At 73.1% G+C, this 17,744-nt stretch carries 17 protein-coding genes; 14 read left to right on the top strand and 3 right to left on the bottom strand.

From position 1 onward, the window contains the following. Positions 1-105 precede the first annotated feature (105 nt). The 5 genes from IE241_RS14065 to IE241_RS14045 all read left to right on the top strand — a co-directional run bounded on the left by IE241_RS14065 (position 106) and on the right by IE241_RS14045 (position 4,890). The gene (locus IE241_RS14065; RefSeq protein ID WP_190022046.1) at positions 106-1,104 is read left to right on the top strand and encodes an ABC transporter permease; all 999 of its coding nucleotides are present in this window, start codon (positions 106-108) and stop codon (positions 1,102-1,104) included. Further along, positions 1,101-2,204 (top strand): ABC transporter ATP-binding protein, encoded by a 1,104-nt coding sequence (locus IE241_RS14060; protein ID WP_190022045.1) that lies wholly within the window; start codon positions 1,101-1,103, stop codon positions 2,202-2,204. Before IE241_RS14065 ends, IE241_RS14060 begins: the two co-directional genes overlap by 4 nt. 11 nt (positions 2,205-2,215) lie before the next feature. Then, positions 2,216-3,259: an ABC transporter ATP-binding protein gene (locus tag IE241_RS14055; RefSeq protein ID WP_190022044.1), complete on the top strand. Its 1,044-nt coding sequence runs from the start codon at positions 2,216-2,218 to the stop codon at positions 3,257-3,259. Positions 3,260-3,318: 59 nt separating this feature from the next. After that, positions 3,319-3,978, top strand: a complete 660-nt coding sequence (locus IE241_RS14050) for a trimeric intracellular cation channel family protein (RefSeq protein WP_190022043.1) — start codon at positions 3,319-3,321, stop codon at positions 3,976-3,978. 78 nt (positions 3,979-4,056) lie between these two features. Continuing rightward, positions 4,057-4,890: a thioesterase family protein gene (locus IE241_RS14045; RefSeq protein WP_190022042.1), complete on the top strand. Its 834-nt coding sequence runs from the start codon at positions 4,057-4,059 to the stop codon at positions 4,888-4,890. Positions 4,891-4,944: 54 nt separating this feature from the next. Here IE241_RS14045 and IE241_RS14040 read toward each other — a convergent pair whose 3' ends face one another. Next, a complete protein-coding gene (locus IE241_RS14040) occupies positions 4,945-5,535 on the bottom strand; it encodes a TIGR03086 family metal-binding protein (RefSeq protein ID WP_190022041.1) in 591 nt (196 codons plus the stop codon). A 107-nt stretch (positions 5,536-5,642) separates the two neighbouring features. Between IE241_RS14040 and IE241_RS14035 the strand changes: the two genes are divergently transcribed. Continuing rightward, positions 5,643-6,614, top strand: coding sequence for a helix-turn-helix transcriptional regulator (locus IE241_RS14035; RefSeq protein WP_190022040.1), 972 nt, complete (start codon positions 5,643-5,645; stop codon positions 6,612-6,614). Positions 6,615-6,696: 82 nt separating this feature from the next. After that, a complete protein-coding gene (locus tag IE241_RS14030) occupies positions 6,697-7,866 on the top strand; it encodes a cysteine desulfurase family protein (protein WP_190022039.1) in 1,170 nt (389 codons plus the stop codon). Here the strand turns inward: IE241_RS14030 and IE241_RS14025 are convergent. Next, positions 7,859-8,467, bottom strand: coding sequence for an N-acetylmuramoyl-L-alanine amidase (locus IE241_RS14025; RefSeq protein ID WP_190022205.1), 609 nt, complete (start codon positions 8,465-8,467; stop codon positions 7,859-7,861). The two genes, IE241_RS14030 and IE241_RS14025, sit on opposite strands and share 8 nt — an antisense overlap. A gap of 551 nt (positions 8,468-9,018) precedes the next feature. On the opposite strand from IE241_RS14025, the gene mnmA reads away from it, so the two are divergent. Then, positions 9,019-10,176 (top strand): tRNA 2-thiouridine(34) synthase MnmA, encoded by a 1,158-nt coding sequence (gene mnmA / locus IE241_RS14020; protein WP_190022038.1) that lies wholly within the window; start codon positions 9,019-9,021, stop codon positions 10,174-10,176. Positions 10,177-10,216: 40 nt separating this feature from the next. Here the strand turns inward: mnmA and IE241_RS14015 are convergent, their stop codons facing one another. Then, positions 10,217-10,813 (bottom strand): hypothetical protein, encoded by a 597-nt coding sequence (locus IE241_RS14015; protein ID WP_190022037.1) that lies wholly within the window; start codon positions 10,811-10,813, stop codon positions 10,217-10,219. Positions 10,814-11,037: 224 nt separating this feature from the next. Between IE241_RS14015 and IE241_RS14010 the strand changes: the two genes are divergently transcribed. The 6 genes from IE241_RS14010 (at position 11,038) to ligA (ending at position 17,701) form a co-directional block, all read left to right on the top strand. Then, a complete protein-coding gene (locus tag IE241_RS14010; protein ID WP_190022036.1) occupies positions 11,038-11,577 on the top strand; it encodes an LOG family protein in 540 nt (179 codons plus the stop codon). An 18-nt stretch (positions 11,578-11,595) separates the two neighbouring features. After that, positions 11,596-12,294 (top strand): SDR family oxidoreductase, encoded by a 699-nt coding sequence (locus IE241_RS14005; RefSeq protein ID WP_190022204.1) that lies wholly within the window; start codon positions 11,596-11,598, stop codon positions 12,292-12,294. Between the two features lie 22 nt (positions 12,295-12,316). Next, positions 12,317-12,757 carry a MarR family winged helix-turn-helix transcriptional regulator gene (locus IE241_RS14000; RefSeq protein ID WP_229899215.1) on the top strand — a complete coding sequence of 147 codons (441 nt, stop codon included), beginning with the start codon at positions 12,317-12,319 and terminating at the stop codon, positions 12,755-12,757. A gap of 119 nt (positions 12,758-12,876) precedes the next feature. Continuing rightward, positions 12,877-14,337 carry an MFS transporter gene (locus IE241_RS13995; RefSeq protein ID WP_190022035.1) on the top strand — a complete coding sequence of 487 codons (1,461 nt, stop codon included), beginning with the start codon at positions 12,877-12,879 and terminating at the stop codon, positions 14,335-14,337. Next, the gene (locus tag IE241_RS13990; protein WP_190022034.1) at positions 14,334-15,395 is read left to right on the top strand and encodes a methionine synthase; all 1,062 of its coding nucleotides are present in this window, start codon (positions 14,334-14,336) and stop codon (positions 15,393-15,395) included. Before IE241_RS13995 ends, IE241_RS13990 begins: the two co-directional genes overlap by 4 nt. A gap of 8 nt (positions 15,396-15,403) precedes the next feature. Continuing rightward, positions 15,404-17,701 carry an NAD-dependent DNA ligase LigA gene (ligA, locus tag IE241_RS13985; RefSeq protein WP_190022033.1) on the top strand — a complete coding sequence of 766 codons (2,298 nt, stop codon included), beginning with the start codon at positions 15,404-15,406 and terminating at the stop codon, positions 17,699-17,701. Positions 17,702-17,744: the final 43 nt, after the last annotated feature.

Raw genomic sequence — 17,744 nt, 5'->3', positions numbered from 1 at the left:
ACCCGCCGCTAGGCACGAAGGGCAGGTGAGGGCCGAGCGCGACGGCCGGGGACGCCCCCCTCTTCCCCAGGGGGGCGCCTCCGGGCCGCCGCCGGGCCGACCGCAGTGTTCGCTTATATCGTCAGGCGGCTGTTCGCCGTCATCGTGATGCTGCTCGTGGTCATCCTCGTGACCTTCGGCATCTTCTTCGCGATCCCGAAGTTCACCGGATCCGACCCCGCGCTGATGTACGTCGGCAAGCAGGCGGACCCGGCGGCCATCGAGGGCATCCGGCAGAAGCTGGGGCTCGGGAAGCCGATCCTCGAACAGTTCTGGAACTTCGTCACCGGGCTCTTCACCGGCCGGGACTACGTCAGCACGGGCGACTCCGTCCACTGCCCGGCGCCCTGCTTCGGCTACTCGTTCCGCCACGAGAGCCCCATCTGGCCCGAGCTGACGAGCCGGCTGCCCGTCACTCTCTCGCTCGCCGGCGGCGCCTGTGTGCTGTGGGTCACCGGCGGCGTCCTGACCGGCGTCGTCTCCGCCCTCAAGCGGGGCACCGTCTGGGACCGCACCGCCATGACCGTGGCCCTGAGCGGCGTCTCCCTGCCGATCTACTTCACGGCCCTGCTCTCGCTCGCGGTCTTCAAGTACAAGCTCGGCTGGGTCGGGGGCGAGTACACCTCGTTCGCGGACGACCCCGGCAGCTGGTTCGGCGGCCTGATCCTGCCCTGGGTGACCCTCGCCTTCCTCTACGCGGCCATGTACGCCCGGCTGACCCGGGCCACCATGCTGGAGGTCCTCGGCGAGGACTACATCCGCACCGCCCGCGCCAAGGGACTCGCCGAACCGGTCGTCATCGGCAAGCACGCGATGCGCTCCACCATGACCCCGATCCTCACCGTGCTCGGCATGGACCTCGGGGCGCTGGTCGGCGGCGCCATCCTCACCGAGACGGCCTTCAGCCTGCCCGGCCTGGGCCAGGCCGCGGTGGCGGCGATCAACGAGCGCGACCTGCCGATGATCCTCGGCGTCACGCTGATCACCGCCTCCGCCGTGGTCTTCGCCAACCTGGTCGTGGACCTCCTGTACGCCGTGATCGACCCCCGAGTGAGGCTCTCGTGACGACGGACCCCGCCCTGCACCCCGGGGAGGCCCCCACCGCCTTCCTCGACGTGCGCGACCTGCGCATCCACTTCCCCACCGACGACGGGCTGGTCAAGTCCGTCGACGGGCTCTCCTTCCAGCTGGAGAAGGGCAGGACGCTCGGCATCGTCGGGGAGTCCGGGTCGGGCAAGTCGGTCACCTCGCTCGGCATCATGGGCCTGCACACCGTCGGCCAGTACGGCCGCGGCAAGGCCCGCATCTCCGGCGAGATCTGGCTCGACGGCAAGGAGCTGATGACCGCCGACCCCGACGAGGTGCGGCGGCTGCGCGGCCGCGAGATGGCGATGATCTTCCAGGACCCGCTGTCGGCCATGCACCCGTACTTCACCATCGGCCACCAGATCACCGAGGCCTATCTGGTGCACAACAGCGGCGCGGACAAGAAGACCGCCCGCAAGCGCGCCGTCGAGCTCCTGGACCGCGTCGGCATCCCGCAGCCGGACCGCAGGGTGGACGACTACCCCCACCAGTTCTCCGGCGGCATGCGCCAGCGCGCCATGATCGCCATGGCGCTCGTCAACAACCCCGAGCTCCTCATCGCGGACGAGCCGACCACCGCCCTGGACGTCACCGTGCAGGCGCAGATCCTCGACCTCATCCGCGACCTGCAGAAGGAGTTCGGCTCGGCGGTCATCGTCATCACCCACGACCTCGGCGTCGTCGCCGAGCTGGCCGACGACATCCTCGTGATGTACGGCGGCCGCTGCGTGGAGCGCGGGCCCGCCGAGAAGGTCTTCTACGAGCCCCAGCACCCCTACACCTGGGGCCTGCTCGGCTCCATGCCCCGCATCGACCGCGAGCAGACCGAGCGGCTGATCCCGGTCAAGGGCTCCCCGCCCAGCCTGATCAACGTGCCGTCCGGCTGCGCCTTCAACCCGCGCTGCCCGTACGCCGACCTGCCCGCCGGCGGAGTCACCCGCACGGAGCGGCCCGAGCTGCGCCGGGTCCTGGGCGGCTCTCCCGCCGCCGCGGGGGGCGGCGGGCACTGGTCCGCCTGTCACCTGCCCCAGGAGGAACGGACCCGCATCTGGACCGAAGAGATCGCGCCGAAGCTGTGAAGGACCACGAGATGACCATTCCCGCGCAGCAGGCGAACGACGGGCCCGAGGCCCTCCTCACGGTCGAGGGCCTGGTCAAGCACTTCCCGATCACCAAAGGGCTGCTGCGCCGCCAGGTCGGCGCGGTGCAGGCCGTGGACGGCCTCACCTTCGACGTCCGCAACGGGGAGACCCTGGGCGTGGTGGGGGAGTCCGGCTGCGGCAAGTCCACCATGGGCCGGCTGATCACCCGGCTGCTGGAGCCGACGGGCGGCCGCGTCACGTTCCAGGGCAAGGACATCAGCCACCTCGGCGTCGCGGGGATGCGCCCGCTGCGCCGCGACATCCAGATGATCTTCCAGGACCCGTACTCGTCCCTGAACCCCCGGCACACCGTCGGCACCATCGTCGGCGCGCCCTTCAAGCTGCAGGGCATCACGCCCGAGGGCGGGGTGAAGAAGGACGTGCAGCGGCTGCTGGAGCTGGTGGGCCTCAGCCCCGAGCACTACAACCGCTATCCGCACGAGTTCTCCGGCGGCCAGCGGCAGCGCATCGGCATCGCGCGGGCCCTCGCCCTCAATCCGAAGCTCGTCGTCGCGGACGAGCCGGTCTCCGCGCTGGACGTCTCGATCCAGGCGCAGGTGGTCAACCTGCTCGACGACCTCCAGGACGAGCTGGGCCTGACGTACGTGATCATCGCGCACGACCTGTCGGTCATCCGCCACGTCTCGGACCGCATCGCCGTGATGTACCTCGGCAAGCTCGTGGAGCTCACCGACCGCACGTCGCTCTACACCAAGCCCATGCACCCGTACACCAAGGCGCTGCTGTCGGCGGTGCCGGTGCCCGACCCCAAGCGGCGCACCAAACGCGAGCGCATCCTGCTCAAGGGAGACGTGCCCTCGCCGATCTCGCCGCCGTCCGGGTGCCGTTTCCACACCCGGTGCTGGAAGGCGACGGAGGTCTGCACGACGCAGGAGCCGCCGCTGGTGGCGCTGGAGCCCGGGCACCAGGTGGCCTGCCACCACCCGGAGAACGCGCCGGGCGGGGCGGGGCAGGCGGCCGTGGCGGGCTGAGGGTCGCCGTGGCGGGCCGGGAGTGAAGGAACGGGCTTGCGGCTGAGTAAGAATGTCTGGTGCTCACCGACCTGTTCAGCCCCTCCGTCCAGCACTCCCTGGACATCGCCGGGATCTTCGTGTTCGCGCTCTCCGGCGCCCTGCTCGCCGTCCGGAAGAACTTCGACGTCTTCGGCATGGCGGTCCTGGCGGAGGTCACGGCGCTGGGCGGCGGGCTGATCCGTGACGTGATCATCGGTGCCGTGCCGCCCGCGGCCTTCACCGACCTCGGCTACTTCCTCACGCCGCTGATCGCCACGGTGATCGTGTTCTTCCTGCACCCGGAGGTCGAGCGGATCACCAAGGCGGTGGGGGTCCTCGACGCCGCGGGGCTCGGGCTGTTCTGCGTCACCGGCACGGTCAAGGCGTACGGGCACGGGCTGGGCCTGGTCTTCGCCGCCACGCTCGGGCTGGCCACGGCGGTCGGCGGCGGCGTGCTGCGCGACATCCTCGCGCACGAGGTGCCGTCGCTGCTGCGCTGGGACCGCGACCTGTACGCGGTGCCGGCGATGGTGGGGGCCGCGCTGGCCGCGCTGCTGATCCGCTTCGGGGCGCTCGACGGCTCGACGTACGCGCTGCCCGTGGTGACCGCGTTCGTGCTGCGCCTGCTCGCGATGCGCTTCCACTGGCGGGCGCCGCGCGCGTGGCACCGGCGGAGTGCGGCTTCGGAAGAGGTCTGACAGCGCGATGTCACCCGGGTTGTTGATCCTTCACTCAGACCCTACCGATGAGTAACTTCCCGGTGTAGCGTGACCGGCATGGCACAGGCGACCATCGGCGACAGTGAATTCGACCGCGACACCGCGGTGACCCCCCGCGAGCCCGGCGTCCACGACGCCGAGCTGCCCACCGGGTGGAGCATCGGCGGCGCGGTCAACGGCGGCTACCTCCTCGCCCTCCTCGGCCGGGGCCTCGGCGCGCACCTGCCCCACCCCGACCCTTTCACCGTCACCGCGCACTACCTGTCCGTCACCCGGCCCGGCCCCGCGGTCATCCGCACCGAGACCGTGCGCACCGGCCGCGCGCTCTCCACCGGCCAGGCCTCCCTCGTGCAGACCGGCGCGGACGGCCGCGAGACCGAGCGCATCCGCGTCCTCGCCGCCTACGGCGACCTCGGCAGCCTCAGCGACGACGTCCGCACCACGGCCAAGCCGCCCGCCATGCCCCCGTACGAGCACTGCCTCGGCAAGGAGCACGGCGACAGCTCCCACCCGCTCGCCGAGATCGCGGCCCGCCTCGACATCCGCCTCGACCCCGCGACCGCCGGCTGGGCGGTGGGCGAGCCCGGCGGACGCGGCGAGATGCGCGCCTGGTTCGGTCTGGCGGACGGCCGCCCCCTCGACCCGCTCGCGCTGCTGCTGGCCGTCGACGCGCTGCCGCCGGCCACCTTCGAGATGGGCCTGACCGGCTGGGTGCCCACCGTCGAGCTGACCGCCCACATCCGCTGCCGGCCCGCCCCCGGACCCGTCCGCGTGGCCGTCACCACGCGCAACCTCGCGGGCGGCTACCTGGAGGAGGACGCGGAGGTCTGGGACAGCGAGGACCGCCTCGTGGCGCAGTCGCGCCAGCTCGCGGTGGCTCCCCGGCACTGACTCCCCGGCGCTGCCCCTCGGTGCTGACCCCCGTACAGCGCCCCGGGCCCGCGGTTACGCCACCTCGCGGCCCAGCCACGCCGCCAGCCGTGCGTACGCGTCCGCGCCCTCGGGCGCCGGCCGCACCGGTCCGAACGGGACCTCCCCGCCCCGCCGGTCCGCCGGCAGGAACCGCTGAGCCCAGCCGAGCGCAAGCTCGGCCAGCTCCTGGTCCAGCGGGAGCGGGTGCCCCAGCGCCTGCGACAGGTCCCAGGCGTGCGTGACGCTCTCCAGCACCATCCCGGACGTCAGGTACACCGCTCCCGGGAACGTCCCCCACTCCACGCTCACCGTCCGCGTCAGCTTGGCGTCGTCCGCCCAGGCGGCCGTCAGCCGCGCCCGCCCCTCGTCGTAGGCGCGGGCCCAGCCGTCGTCCGCGATGCCCGTGGGCGGCTTGCTCCACTCCACGGTGCCCTTCTCGCCCAGCTGTGCGCCGTCGTGCACGCCGGCCACGAGGTGGCCCAGCAGGGCCCGTACGTCGAACTCCGTGCACGGGGTCGGGGCGCCGAGCCGCTCCGCGGGCACGGCGGCGATCAGGGCCGCCACCTGGGCGACGGCGCGGTCCGTCAGGGGGCGGGGGTCGGTCTGGGCGGCCGAGCTGGTCATGTGCGACTCCGGTGAGGTCGGTCGGTTTCGGGAACACGCAGAGCATCCCGCCATAACCTGACAACCGCCGTCAGCTTTTCGTACGGCCCCGGGTCATTCTTGATCCCGTGAAATCCGATCGCCTGCTGTCGATCCTGCTGTTCCTCCAGACCCGCGGCCGCGTGCCCGCCCGTGAACTGGCCGACCGGCTGGAGGTGTCCGTCCGCACCGTCTACCGGGACATCGAGTCCCTGTCGGCCGCGGGCGTGCCCGTCTACGCCGAGCGCGGCCGCCACGGCGGCATCGCACTGCTCCCCGGCTACCGGACGGACGTCACGGGACTCACCGCCGACGAGGCCCGTGCCCTGTTCGTCCTCGCGACCGGGAGCACCCACGCCGACCTCGGCCTCGACGGTGCCCTCGGCTCCGCCCTGCGCAAGGTCATGGCGGCCCTGCCCGCCCCGCACCGCCCCGCCGCCGAGGCCACCAGCCGCCGCATCCTCGTCGACCCCGTCCGGTGGCTGGGCGGCCCCGCACCCGCTCCGGCCGTCGACACCGGGGAGCTGCAGGCCGCCGTCTTCACCGACCGGCGGCTGCGCCTGCGCTACCGCCACGGAGGGCAGGAGCGCCCCCGTACGTACACCGTCGACCCCTACGGGCTCGTCTCCAAGGCCGGCGTCTGGTACCTCGTCGCCGACCGGCGCGCCCGGCCCCGGCTCTTCCGCGCCGACCGTGTGGCCGCCGTGACCGTCACGGGGGACGCGGTGCGCCGCCGCGCGGGCGTGGAGCTCGCCGACGCCTGGGAGGTGCTGCGGCGCGAGGTCGAAGAGCGGCCGGCGGACGTCCGGGCGACCGTCACGGTGCGCCGCTCGCGGCTCGACATGTTCCTGCGCATCCTCGGCCCCGCCGTCGCCGCCCCGCCCTCCGGCGGCGACCCCGCCACCGTCGAACTCCTCCTGCCGGAAGTCCGCGGCGCCCGCATCCTGCTCTCCTTCGGCCCCGACGTCGAGGTCCTCTCCCCGGAGGAGGTCCGGGCGGATCTCGCGCAGGTGGCGGCGGCGACGGCGGAGTTGTACGGGGGCCGGGCCGTGGTGCCGTGACGGCGCCCGCGGGCAGGCGGCCGCCCGAGGGCCGGAACGGCCGGGACGGCGCCCGGCCGCGCCTCGTAGAATCGTCCCCACCATGGCCTACCTCGACCACGCCGCCACCACCCCGATGCTCCCGGAGGCGGTGCAGGCGATGACCGCCCAGCTCGCCCTCACCGGAAACGCCTCCTCGCTGCACGCCGCCGGGCGGCGTGCGCGACGCACCGTCGAGGAGGCCCGCGAGTCCCTCGCCGCGGCGCTCGGCGCGCGCCCCAGCGAAGTGGTGTTCACCGCGGGCGGCACGGAAGCCGACAACCTCGCCGTCAAGGGCCTTTACTGGTCCCGCCGGGCCGCGGACCCCGCCCGTACGCGCATCCTCGCCAGCCCCGTCGAGCACCACGCCGTCCTCGACGCCGTGCACTGGCTCGGCGAGCACGAGGGCGCCACCGTCGAGTACCTGCCCGTCGACGCCTACGGCCGCGTGCACGCCGACGCCCTGCGCGAGGCCATCGCCCGCAACCCCGGCGACGTGGCCCTGGCCACCGTCATGTGGGCCAACAACGAGATCGGCACCGTCATGCCGGTGCGCGAACTGGCCGCCGCCGCGGCCGAGTTCGACGTGCCGCTGCACGCGGACGCCGTACAGGCCGTCGGCCAGCTCGACGTCGACTTCGCCGCTTCCGGGCTGGCCGCGATGACCGTCAGCGGCCACAAGATCGGCGGCCCGTACGGCATCGGCGCGCTCCTCCTGGGCCGGCGGTACGCGCCCGTGCCGCTGCTCCACGGCGGCGGCCAGGAGCGCCACGTGCGCTCCGGGACGCTCGACGTGCCCGCGGTCGCCGCCTTCGCCGTCGCGGGCGAGCTGGCCGCCGCACGGCGCGCGGACTTCGCGCGCGAGGTCGGCGCGCTGCGCGACAGCCTGATCGCCTCCGTACGGGAAGCCGTCCCGGACGCCGTCCTCGGCGGCGACCCCGACCCCGCCGGCCGGCTCCCCGCCAACGCCCACTTCTCCTTCCCCGGCTGCGAAGGCGACTCCCTGCTGCTCCTCCTGGACGCCCAGGGCATCGAGTGCTCCACCGGCTCGGCGTGCACGGCGGGCGTGGCCCAGCCGAGCCACGTGGTCCTGGCCACGGGCACGGATGCCGAGCTGGCCCGGGGCACCCTGCGCTTCTCGCTGGGACACACCTCCACGGAGGCGGACGTGGCGGCCGTCGCGGAGGCCATCGGGCCGGTGGTCGAGCGGGCGCGCTCGGCGGGCCTCAGCTGACCGGGGCCTCCCGCACGAGCCGCAGATACCGGCCCCAGTCCCAGTGGGGCCCGGGATCGGTGTGATCGGTCCCCGGCACCTCGGAGTGCGCGACGATGTGCGCCCGGTCCACGGGGATCCGGTAGCGGGCGCATATGCGGGCCGTGAGCCGGGCGGACGAGACGTACATGGCGTCGGTGAAGTCGCCGGGCCGGTCGACGTAGCCCTCGTGCTCGATGCCGATGCTGCGCTCGTTGAACCGGCGGTTCCCGGAGTGGAAGGCCACGTCCAGCTCGCGGACGGTCTGTGCGATGTGCCCGTCCTTGCGCACGACGTAGTGCGCGGCGGCCTCGTGCAGGGGGTCGCGGAAGACGCGGAGGGCGTCGCCGTAGCCGCCCTGGACGACGTGGATGACGACGCGGTCGACCGTGTAGTCGTCCGGCCGCTGCGCGCGCCGCCAGTTCGCGGACGACGCGGCGACCCACTCGGCGCCCGGGTGGTCGAGGACGCCGTCCGTACGCGGCCTCTCCCGGCCGGAGGTCCGCCACCACCACCGCCTGATCTCGTCACGGCCGGCGTACCCGGCGGCACCGGCCGCCACGAGCGCCCCGGCGCCGCCCATGAGGACCCGCCGCCGCGCGACCCCTCGTGCCCGCTCTTCGCCCGCTTCCACCCGCGCCCCCGCTTCCCCCGCACCTTCCCACTCGCCCCCGAAAACGCGTACGAACCCCTCCCCGGTTCCATCCGGTGCCGCGTGCGCCGGGCCCGGCGCCCTTCTTCCGCCGCAGCGGTGAGCAACCGCGACGGCGCGGTCCGGCGGTGCCGAGCGGGCTCTTGCCCGGTCGGGCACCGCCGGTCACGCCCGTTGTGGTGGTCCGCCGTCGCGGCGGAAGAAGCGTGCCGGGCTGGGCGGCGTCGTTCGGCGTGGAGGAGGCCTGCCGACCCGGCAAGGCCCTCTCCGCCGCAGCGGTGAGAAACCGAAGCGGCGCGGTCCGGCGGTGCCGAGCGGCCTCACGCCGGCCCGGCACCGCTGGCCACCGCCATTGTGGTGCTCCACCGTCGCGGCGGGAGGGGTGCGCCTGGCCCGGCGAGGGCGGCGGGCGCCGGCTCGTCGTGCGTCCCGTACAAACCCGGGAGCCGCGGCGCGCGCCGCCCCCGTACTCTGGTAGGGCTATGACTGACTTCCCCGGTGCCCCCGACCTCCGCGCCCCCCGCAAGGGGCTCCGCGTGCTCGCCGCCATGTCCGGCGGCGTCGATTCCGCCGTCGCCGCGGCCCGCGCCGCCGAGGCCGGACACGACGTGACCGGCGTCCACCTCGCGCTGTCGGCGAACCCGCAGTCCTTCCGGACGGGCGCGCGCGGCTGCTGCACCATCGAGGACTCCCGCGACGCCCGCCGCGCCGCGGACGTCATCGGCATCCCCTTCTACTGCTGGGATCTGGCCGAGCGCTTCCGCGAGGACGTCGTCGAGGACTTCGTCGCCGAGTACGAGGCCGGCCGCACCCCCAACCCCTGCCTGCGCTGCAACGAGAAGATCAAGTTCGCGGCCCTGCTGGACAAGGCGCTCGCGCTGGGCTTCGACGCGGTGTGCACCGGCCACTACGCGACGGTCGTCGTCAATGAGAACGGCACGCGCGAGCTGCACCGCGCCAGCGACATGGCCAAGGACCAGTCCTACGTCCTCGGCGTGCTGGACGACCGGCAGCTGGCCCACGCGATGTTCCCGCTGGGCGACACCGTCACCACGAAGGACGAGATCCGCGCGGAGGCGGAGCGCCGCGGCCTGGCCGTGGCGAAGAAGCCCGACAGTCACGACATCTGCTTCATCGCCGACGGCGACACCCGCGGCTTCCTGGCGAAGCGCCTCGGCAAGGCCGAGGGCGACATCGTCGACGAGACCGGCGCGAAGGTGGGCACCCACGAGGGCGCGTACGGCTTCACGATCGGCCAGCGCAAGGGCCTGCGCATCGGCCACCCGGCCGCGGACGGCAAGCCGCGCTACGTCCTGGACATCTCGCCGGTGAACAACACGGTGACGGTGGGCCCGGTGGAGGCGCTCGATGTCATCGCCCTGACCGCCATCCGCCCCCGCTGGTGCGGGGTGGCCCCCGAGGGCTCCGGCACGTACACCGCCCAGCTGCGCGCCCACGGCGGCGAGACGGAGGTGACGGCCGAGCTCGTCGGCGACGAGCTGCAGGTGACCTTCACGGAGCCGGTCCGCGGCGTGGCCCCCGGCCAGGCGATCGTGCTCTACGACGGCACGCGCGTGGTCGGCTCGGCGACGATCGCCACGACCGAGCGCGCGGCGGCGCAGGCGGCGCAGAGCGCCTGACCCGCGCCCCCGCGCGCTCGGTGCGAGGGGCTGCAGCCCGTTACGACTTGGTGCGGGTCACGTTGTTGACCTCGCACTTGCCGCTGACGCTGGCGCCGGCCTTCGGCACGTACACCTGGGAGACGTCCTGCGTGTCGGTCTTGCCCGGGCCGACGAAGGGGATCGTGCGGTTGCGGGTGCCGATGAGGGTGCCGGTGGAGTCGGTGAACTTCACCGAGAACGTGTAGGTGTAGTTGTCCGTCAGGCTGGGGTTGGTGACGCTGATCTTCGCGGTGATGCCGCGGGCGTCGCTGTAGTCACAGCTGACGATCTTGAGGTCGCGGGTGGCGCTGCCGCTGCCGCCGGTGCTGGTGCCGCCCGAGGTGAGCCCGCTGGTCGACGACCCGCTGCTCGTGGACCCGCCGGTGGTGATGCCGGTCGTACCGCCGGTGGTGCCGCCCGTGGTGAGGCCGCCGTCCGTGCTCGTACCGCCGCCGGTCGTGCCGCCCGTCGTGGTCGTGCCGCCCGAAGTCGAGCTGCTGCTGTGGTGGCTGGAGCTGCCACCGCTGCAGCCGCCGCCGTGGTGCCCGCGGGCTCCGGTCAGGGCGACGACGGCGATTCCGAAGACGGCGGCCGCGCGGACATGACGAAGCTTCACTGGAAAATTCCCCCGAGGAGTTGGCTGGAAACAGCGCCTGTTGACGCGCCGGCTGACGAGTGCACGTCACGCTAACAGCGCTCTTACAAGCCGCCAAACCAAGCCGCTCCCTGTGACGAACCCGCAACCGAACGGGGCCGTAACGGCGACAGCAACGGTCCGAAAACAGCCCACAGTGGCCCGGGCGGTACGACCCCGTACGGACGGCACGTACGGTGGCGTTCATGAACATCGCCGTCTTCTGTTCCGCCGCCGACCTCGACGCCCGCTACACCACCCCCGCCCGCGAGTTCGCCGAACTCATCGGCAGGGGCGGGCACACGCTCGTGTGGGGAGGCTCGGAGTCCGGCCTGATGAAGGTCATGGCCGACGGAGTGCAGGACAGCGGCGGTCGGCTGGTGGGCGTGACGGTGGAGTTCCTCGCCGCGCGGGCCCGCGAGAACGCCGACGAGATGCTCGTCACCCGCGATCTCGCCGAGCGCAAGGCGCAGTTGCTCGCGCGGGCCGACGCGATCGTCGTCATGGTGGGCGGCACCGGCACGCTGGACGAGGCGACGGAGATCCTGGAGCTGAAGAAGCACGGCATCCACGACAAGCCCGTCGTGCTGCTCAACGCCGCCGGTTTCTACGACGGCCTCAAGGCGCAGTTCCAGCGGATGGAGGAGGAGGGCTTCCTGCCGCTCCCCCTGGCCGAGCTGGTCTTCTTCGCGGAGGACGGGCTCGGGGCGATGGCGTACCTGGAGGAGTCGGCGGGTCTGCAGTAGAAGCCGCGGTAGGGCAAGCTGGCTCCCATGGCAACACATCTGATCACCGGGGCCGGCTCCGGCATCGGGGAGGCGGTCGCGCGCCGGCTCCTCGACCGGGGCGACGAGGTCCACCTCTTCGCGCGGGACGCCGGCCGGGCCAGGGAGCTGGCCGCGGCGTTCCCCGGCGCCCACACGCTCGTGGCCGACCTGTCCAACCCGGACCGGCTCTCCTGGGCCCTCGACAAGCAGTCGCTGCCCGACCGGGTCGACACTCTCCTGCACATCGCGGGCGTCGTCGACCTCGGCGCCGTCGGCGAGCTGACGCCGAAGACGTGGAACGCCACGCTCGCCGCCAACCTGGTCTCCCCGGCCGAGCTCACGCGGCTCTTCCTGCCGCAGCTGCGCGTGACGAAGGGGCACGTCCTCTTCGTCAACTCGGGCGCCGGGCTGCACGCCCACGCCACCTGGAGCGCGTACGCCGCGAGCAAGCACGGCCTCAAGGCGCTCGCGGACTCGCTGCGGGCCGAGGAGCACGCGGCCGGCGTGCGCGTCACCAGCATCTACCCCGGCCGTACCGCGACCCCCATGCAGGCGAAGGTGCACCAGCAGGAGGGCAAGGAGTACGACCCGTCGAAGTGGATCGACCCCGAGTCGGTCGCGTCGACGATCCTGCTCGCGATCGACCTTCCGCGCGACGCGGAGATCAACGACCTGTCCGTCCGGCCCGGTCGCTGACGCGGCGGCGTACGCTGGCGGCATGAGCAGCAGCGCAGTGCGGGACACGGCGGCCGTCGGGTGCTCGGTCAGGGAGATACGGTCCCTGGTCGTCGAGCTCAACAAGCGCATGGACGCGCACCAGCGCGGCCGCAGTGCCGAGTTCGACCTGACGCCGACGCAGGCGAAGGCCCTTGAGGAGCTCGGGCAGCCGAAGACGGCGCGCGAGCTGGCGGCGGTCCTGTGCTGCGAGCCGCCGAACGTCACCTACGTGATGGACAAGCTGGAGAAGCGCGGCCTGGTCGTGCGCGAGCCGCACCCGCAGGACAGGCGGGCCAAGCGGCTCGTCCTGACCGATGCGGGACGGGAGTTGCGGCTGGAGCTGCTGCGGCGCATCGGGAGCGACTCGCCGCTCGACCACATGTCGCACGAGGAGCGGGTGGTCCTGCGGGACCAGCTGGCGAGGGCGCTGGACGGCGCGTAGCCGCGGATGTGCGTGAGAGAGCCCCCGGGACATCCCGTCCCGGGGGCTTTCGTATAGCTCTCGTAAAGTTATAGCTGTAATGATTGCTCGCGTAATCGATACAGCTTTAACTATCTCTCATGATCGCTCAGACCCGTTCGTCCTCAGCGGCCACCGCCACTACCGCCGCAGCCCCTGCCACCGCCACCGCAGCGGCCCCGTCGTCCGCCACCCCCGCCCGGCCCGGGCTCAGCATCTTCACTCTCGCCCTCGGCTTCGTGATGGCCTCGCTGGACGTCACGATCATCAACGTCGCCGGCCCGTCCCTCCGCGAGGGCCTCGGGCTCTCCCTGTCCGGCCTGACGTGGGTCGTCAGCGGCTACGTCCTCGCCTTCGCCGCCCTCCTGCTCCTGGCCGGCTCCCTCGCCGGCCGCTACGGCGCGCGCCGCACCTACCTCGCCGGGCTCGCCCTCTTCACTGCGGCCTCCCTGCTGGCCGCGGTCGCGCCCGGGGCGGGCGTCCTCGTCGCGGGGCGGGTGCTGCAGGGCGCCGGTGCGGCCCTGTTCATGCCCAGCTCGCTGACGCTGCTCCTCGCCGCCTTCCCCGGCGCCCGCGAGCGGGCCCGCGTCCTCGGCCTGTGGTCCGCGATCGTCTCCGTGGCCGCCGGGCTCGGCCCGGCCGTCGGCGGCGTCCTCGTCGGCACGTTCGGCTGGCGCTCGATCTTCCTGATCAACCTGCCGCTGGGCCTGCTCGGCCTCGTGCTCGCCCGCCGCGTCATAGCCCCCGTGCCGGGCCGGCCCGCCCCGCTCGCCGCCGCCGGGCACGCGCTCGGCCTGCTCGCCCTGGCCGCCCTCAGCTACGGGCTCATCGAGGGCCCGGACCTGGGCTGGGCCGCGCCGCGGGTGCTGCTCCCGCTCGCCGTCGCCGTCCTCGCGGGCACTGCGTTCGCCGTCCGCGAGCGCCGTGCGGCGGCCCGCGTCCTGCCCCGTGCGCTCTTCTCCGACGCCCGCTTCCCGGCCGCCAACGCCATCGGCTTCCTCTTCAACTTCGGCCTCTTCGGCGGACTGTTCATGCTCGGCCTCTTCCTGCAGAACGCGCGCGGCGCGAGCCCCGTGCAGGCCGGACTGGAGATGCTGCCCGTTCAGGCCGTCTGGCTCCTCGGCAACGTCGTCTACGCGAAGATCGGCCCCCGCGTCGGCAACCGCGTGATCCTCGCGGTCACCCTCGTCACCTCCGCCGCCGGCACCCTCGCCCTGGCCCTGACCGTCTCGCCCGGCATGCCGTACTGGGTCCTCGCGACCGTCCTCGCCACGGTCAACGTCGGCATCGGCATGGCCTCCCCGGCGATGACCGCCGCCACCATGGAGTCCGCCGGCGCCGAGCACTCCGGCATCGCGGGCGCCGCGCTCAACGCCAACCGCCAGATCGGCTCTCTCGTCGGCGTCGCCGCCGTCAGCGCCGTGCTCGCCGCGGCGGACGGCTGGTACGCGGGCGCGGCGGCGTCCTTCGGGCTGACCACGGGCGCCTACGCGGCGGCCGGGCTCGTCGCCTGGCTCGGCCTGCGCACCGGCCGCCGCGCGCCCCGTAGTCTTCCTGCGTGAGCGACAAGAGCAACAACGACCAGGGGTCCGGGGGCCGTCCGCCGGGAGCGGGGAAGAGCTGGGGCGCCGGTGCGGCCACCGGCGTCGGATCGATGCCCGGCGGCGACGCCCGCGAGGCCGCGAAGACCGTCACCGGGTCCCTGGAGACCCTGCCGTACCTGCCGGAGCTGCCCTCCCGCGGCCCCGGCGCCGACATGATCGGGCGCACCACCGGCCTCCTGGTGGACGTCTACGCGCACGTGGAGCCCAGCGGATGGCGCATCAGCGACCGGCCGGGCCGCGACACCAAGCGCGCCCGCTCCTGGCTGGGCGAGGACCTGGACGCGCTGGAGGAGTACACGCAAGGCTACGAGGGCACGCTCAAGGTCTCCGCCGTCGGCCCGTGGACGCTTGCGGCCGCCCTCGAACTGCGCGGCGGCGAGGCCGCCCTCGGTGACGCCGGTGCCTGCCGCGACCTCACGGAGTCGCTGGCCGAGGGCCTGCGCAACCACCTCGCCGACGTGCGGAGGCGGGTGCCCGGCGCCCGCGTCGTGCTGCAGCTGGACGAGCCGTCGCTGACCGCCGTCCTCACCGGCCATGTGCGCACCGCCAGCGGGTACCGCACCTACCGGGCCGTCGACCGGGCCGTGGTCGAGGGCGCTCTGCGCGACCTGGTGACGGTCGCCCGCGAGGTCACCGGCGAGGCCCCCGTCGTGCACTCGTGCGCCCCCGGCGTGCCCTTCGCACTGCTGCGCCGGTCCGGCTTCCAAGGCATCTCGTTCGATTTCTCCCTCTTCACCGAGCGTGAGGAAGAAGCGGTGGGAGAGGCGGTCGAGGCGGGTACCGCGCTGTTTGTGGGCGTGGTGCCCGGCACGGACGGTCCATTGTCAGACCCTGCCGGTAGCGTCATGGGTGTCAGGACGCTGTGGCGCAGGCTGGGGCTGGCACCGGGGACTCTCGCGGAGTCCGTGGTCGTCACGCCCTCGTGCGGGCTCGCGGGTGCTTCGCCCGCATATGCCCGTGCGGCCCTCGCCCACTGCGTCCGGGCGGCGAAATCACTCGCAGACAACCCTGAGTGACGGCGCTCATGGATCAACGGGAGGACGAGACGGTGGCTGTCGAACAGCAGGGCGGACAGCAGGGCGAAGAGCTCGCGGCGGGCTCCGCCGTGCCCGCGGAGGCGCGGGAGAAGCACGCGCTGCTGGCCGAGCAGGTCGAGGAGCACCGCTTCCGGTATTACGTCAAGGACGCCCCCGTCGTCAGCGACGCCGAGTTCGACAAGCTGCTGCGCTCGCTGGAGGCCCTGGAGGAGGAGCACCCGGAGCTGCGCACGCCGGACTCGCCCACCCAGAAGGTCGCCGGGGCCTACGCGACGGAGTTCACGGCCGTCGAGCACCGCGAGCGCATGCTCTCCCTCGACAACGCCTTCGACGACGAGGAGCTGGCCGCCTGGGCCGAGCGCATCGCCAAGGAGATCGGCGGCGGCGCGGCGTACCACTTCCTGTGCGAGCTCAAGGTCGACGGCCTCGCCGTCAACCTCACCTACGAGCACGGCCGCCTCACCCGCGCCGCCACCCGCGGCGACGGCCGCACCGGCGAGGACATCACGCCCAACGTCCGCACCATCGCCGAGATCCCCGACCGCCTCAAGGGCGACCGCATCCCGGCCCTGGTCGAGGTCCGCGGCGAGGTCTACTTCCCGATGGAGAAGTTCGAGGAGCTCAACGCCGGCCTGGTGGAGGCCGGCAAGCCCCCCTTCGCCAACCCGCGCAACGCGGCGGCCGGCTCCCTGCGCCAGAAGGACCCGCGCGTCACCGCCACCCGCCCCCTGCACATGGTCGTCCACGGCATCGGCGCCCGCGAGGGCTTCGACATCGACCGCCAGTCGCAGGCCTACGAGCTGCTGCGCGAGTGGGGGCTGCCGACGGCGGCGCACGCCCAGGTCGTGGGCGACCTGGCGGACGTACGGAAGTTCATCGCCCACTACGGCAACCCTGACGTGCGCCATTCGATGGAGCACGAGATCGACGGCGTCGTCGTCAAGCTCGACGAGATCCCCCTCCAGGGGCGGCTCGGCTCCACCGCACGCGCCCCCCGCTGGGCCATCGCGTGGAAGTACCCCCCGGAGGAGGTCAACACCAAGCTGGTGGACATCCGGGTGGGCGTCGGCCGCACGGGCCGCGTCACGCCGTACGCCGTGGTCGAGCCGGTCACGGTCGCGGGCTCCGAGGTCGAGTTCGCCACCCTGCACAACCAGGAGGTCGTCAAGTCCAAGGGCGTCCTCATCGGCGACACCGTCGTGCTGCGCAAGGCGGGCGACGTCATCCCCGAGATCCTCGGCCCGGTGGCCGACCTCCGTGACGGCACGGAGCGGGAGTTCGTCATGCCCGCGGAGTGCCCCGAGTGCGGCGAGGGCCTGCGGCCCATGAAGGAGGGCGACATCGACCTCCGCTGCCCCAACGCCCGCGCCTGCCCCGCCCAGATCCGCGAGCGCCTCTTCTACCTCGTCGGCCGCCAGTGCCTCGACATCGAGAACTTCGGATACGTGGCCTCCACGGCGCTCACCCAGCCGCTGGAGCCCGCCGAGCCGCCCCTGCGGGACGAGGGCGACCTGTTCGGCATGACCATCGAACAGCTGCTGCCCATCAAGTCCTACGTCGTGGACCCGGACTCCGGCCTGCCCAAGCGCGACCCGAAGACGGGGGAGGAGAAGGTCGTCACCTTCTTCGCCAACCAGAAGGGCGAGCCGAAGAAGAACGCCCTGGCCATGCTGGAGAACATCCAGGCTGCCAAGCAGCGCCCCCTCGCCCGCATCATCAACGGCCTGTCCATCCGCCACGTGGGCCCGGTCTCGGCCGCCGCCCTCGCCCGCGAGTTCCGGTCGATCGACCGCCTCGCCGCGGCGACGGAGAAAGAGCTCGAAGCCGTGGACGGCGTCTCCGGCACCATCGCCGCCGCCGTCCGCGAGTGGTTCGCCGACGACTGGCGCCGCGAGATCATCGAGAAGTGGCGCGCCGCCGGCGTCCGGATGGAGGAGGAGGCCGGGGAGGACGAAGGCCCGCGCCCCCTCGCGGGCCTGACGGTCGTCGTCACCGGCACGCTCTCCTCGTACACCCGCGACGGCGCCAAGGAGGCCCTCCAGAGCCGGGGTGCCAAGGTCACCGGCTCGGTGTCGAAGAAGACGGACTTCGTGGTCGTCGGTGACAACCCCGGATCCAAGTTCGACAAGGCCATGCAGCTGAAGGTCCCCGTCCTGGAAGAGGACGGCTTCGCCGTGCTCCTCGCCGAAGGGCCCGACGCCGCGCGCGAAGCGGCCGTTCCGCAAGAGGGCGCGGAAGCGGGCGGGGGCGCGGGCGAGGACAAGAGCGCCCACGGCAAGGCGTAGCGGGCAGGGGGTGCGGGTAGCCCCTCCGCACCCCCCACCACCC

This window comes from Streptomyces hiroshimensis (assembly GCF_014650335.1).
Classification (GTDB): Bacteria; Actinomycetota; Actinomycetes; order Streptomycetales; family Streptomycetaceae; genus Streptomyces; species Streptomyces hiroshimensis.
Note: the sequence above shows the minus strand (reverse complement) of the source record. Positions and strands in the feature narration are given on the sequence as shown.

What these genes read in the sequence shown, in the direction of transcription:
- mnmA (WP_190022038.1), top strand. Translation starts at nt 9,019, where the DNA reads ATGACTGACTTCCCCGGTGCCCCCGACCTCCGCGCCCCCCGCAAGGGG.
- IE241_RS14055 (WP_190022044.1), top strand. Translation starts at nt 2,216, where the DNA reads ATGACCATTCCCGCGCAGCAGGCGAACGACGGGCCCGAGGCCCTCCTC.
- IE241_RS14025 (WP_190022205.1), bottom strand. Translation starts at nt 8,467, where the DNA reads ATGGGCGGCGCCGGGGCGCTCGTGGCGGCCGGTGCCGCCGGGTACGCC.
- IE241_RS14010 (WP_190022036.1), top strand. Translation starts at nt 11,038, where the DNA reads ATGAACATCGCCGTCTTCTGTTCCGCCGCCGACCTCGACGCCCGCTAC.
- ligA (WP_190022033.1), top strand. Translation starts at nt 15,404, where the DNA reads ATGGATCAACGGGAGGACGAGACGGTGGCTGTCGAACAGCAGGGCGGA.
- IE241_RS13995 (WP_190022035.1), top strand. Translation starts at nt 12,877, where the DNA reads ATGATCGCTCAGACCCGTTCGTCCTCAGCGGCCACCGCCACTACCGCC.
- IE241_RS14030 (WP_190022039.1), top strand. Translation starts at nt 6,697, where the DNA reads ATGGCCTACCTCGACCACGCCGCCACCACCCCGATGCTCCCGGAGGCG.
- IE241_RS14000 (WP_229899215.1), top strand. Translation starts at nt 12,317, where the DNA reads ATGAGCAGCAGCGCAGTGCGGGACACGGCGGCCGTCGGGTGCTCGGTC.
- IE241_RS14045 (WP_190022042.1), top strand. Translation starts at nt 4,057, where the DNA reads ATGGCACAGGCGACCATCGGCGACAGTGAATTCGACCGCGACACCGCG.
- IE241_RS14040 (WP_190022041.1), bottom strand. Translation starts at nt 5,535, where the DNA reads ATGACCAGCTCGGCCGCCCAGACCGACCCCCGCCCCCTGACGGACCGC.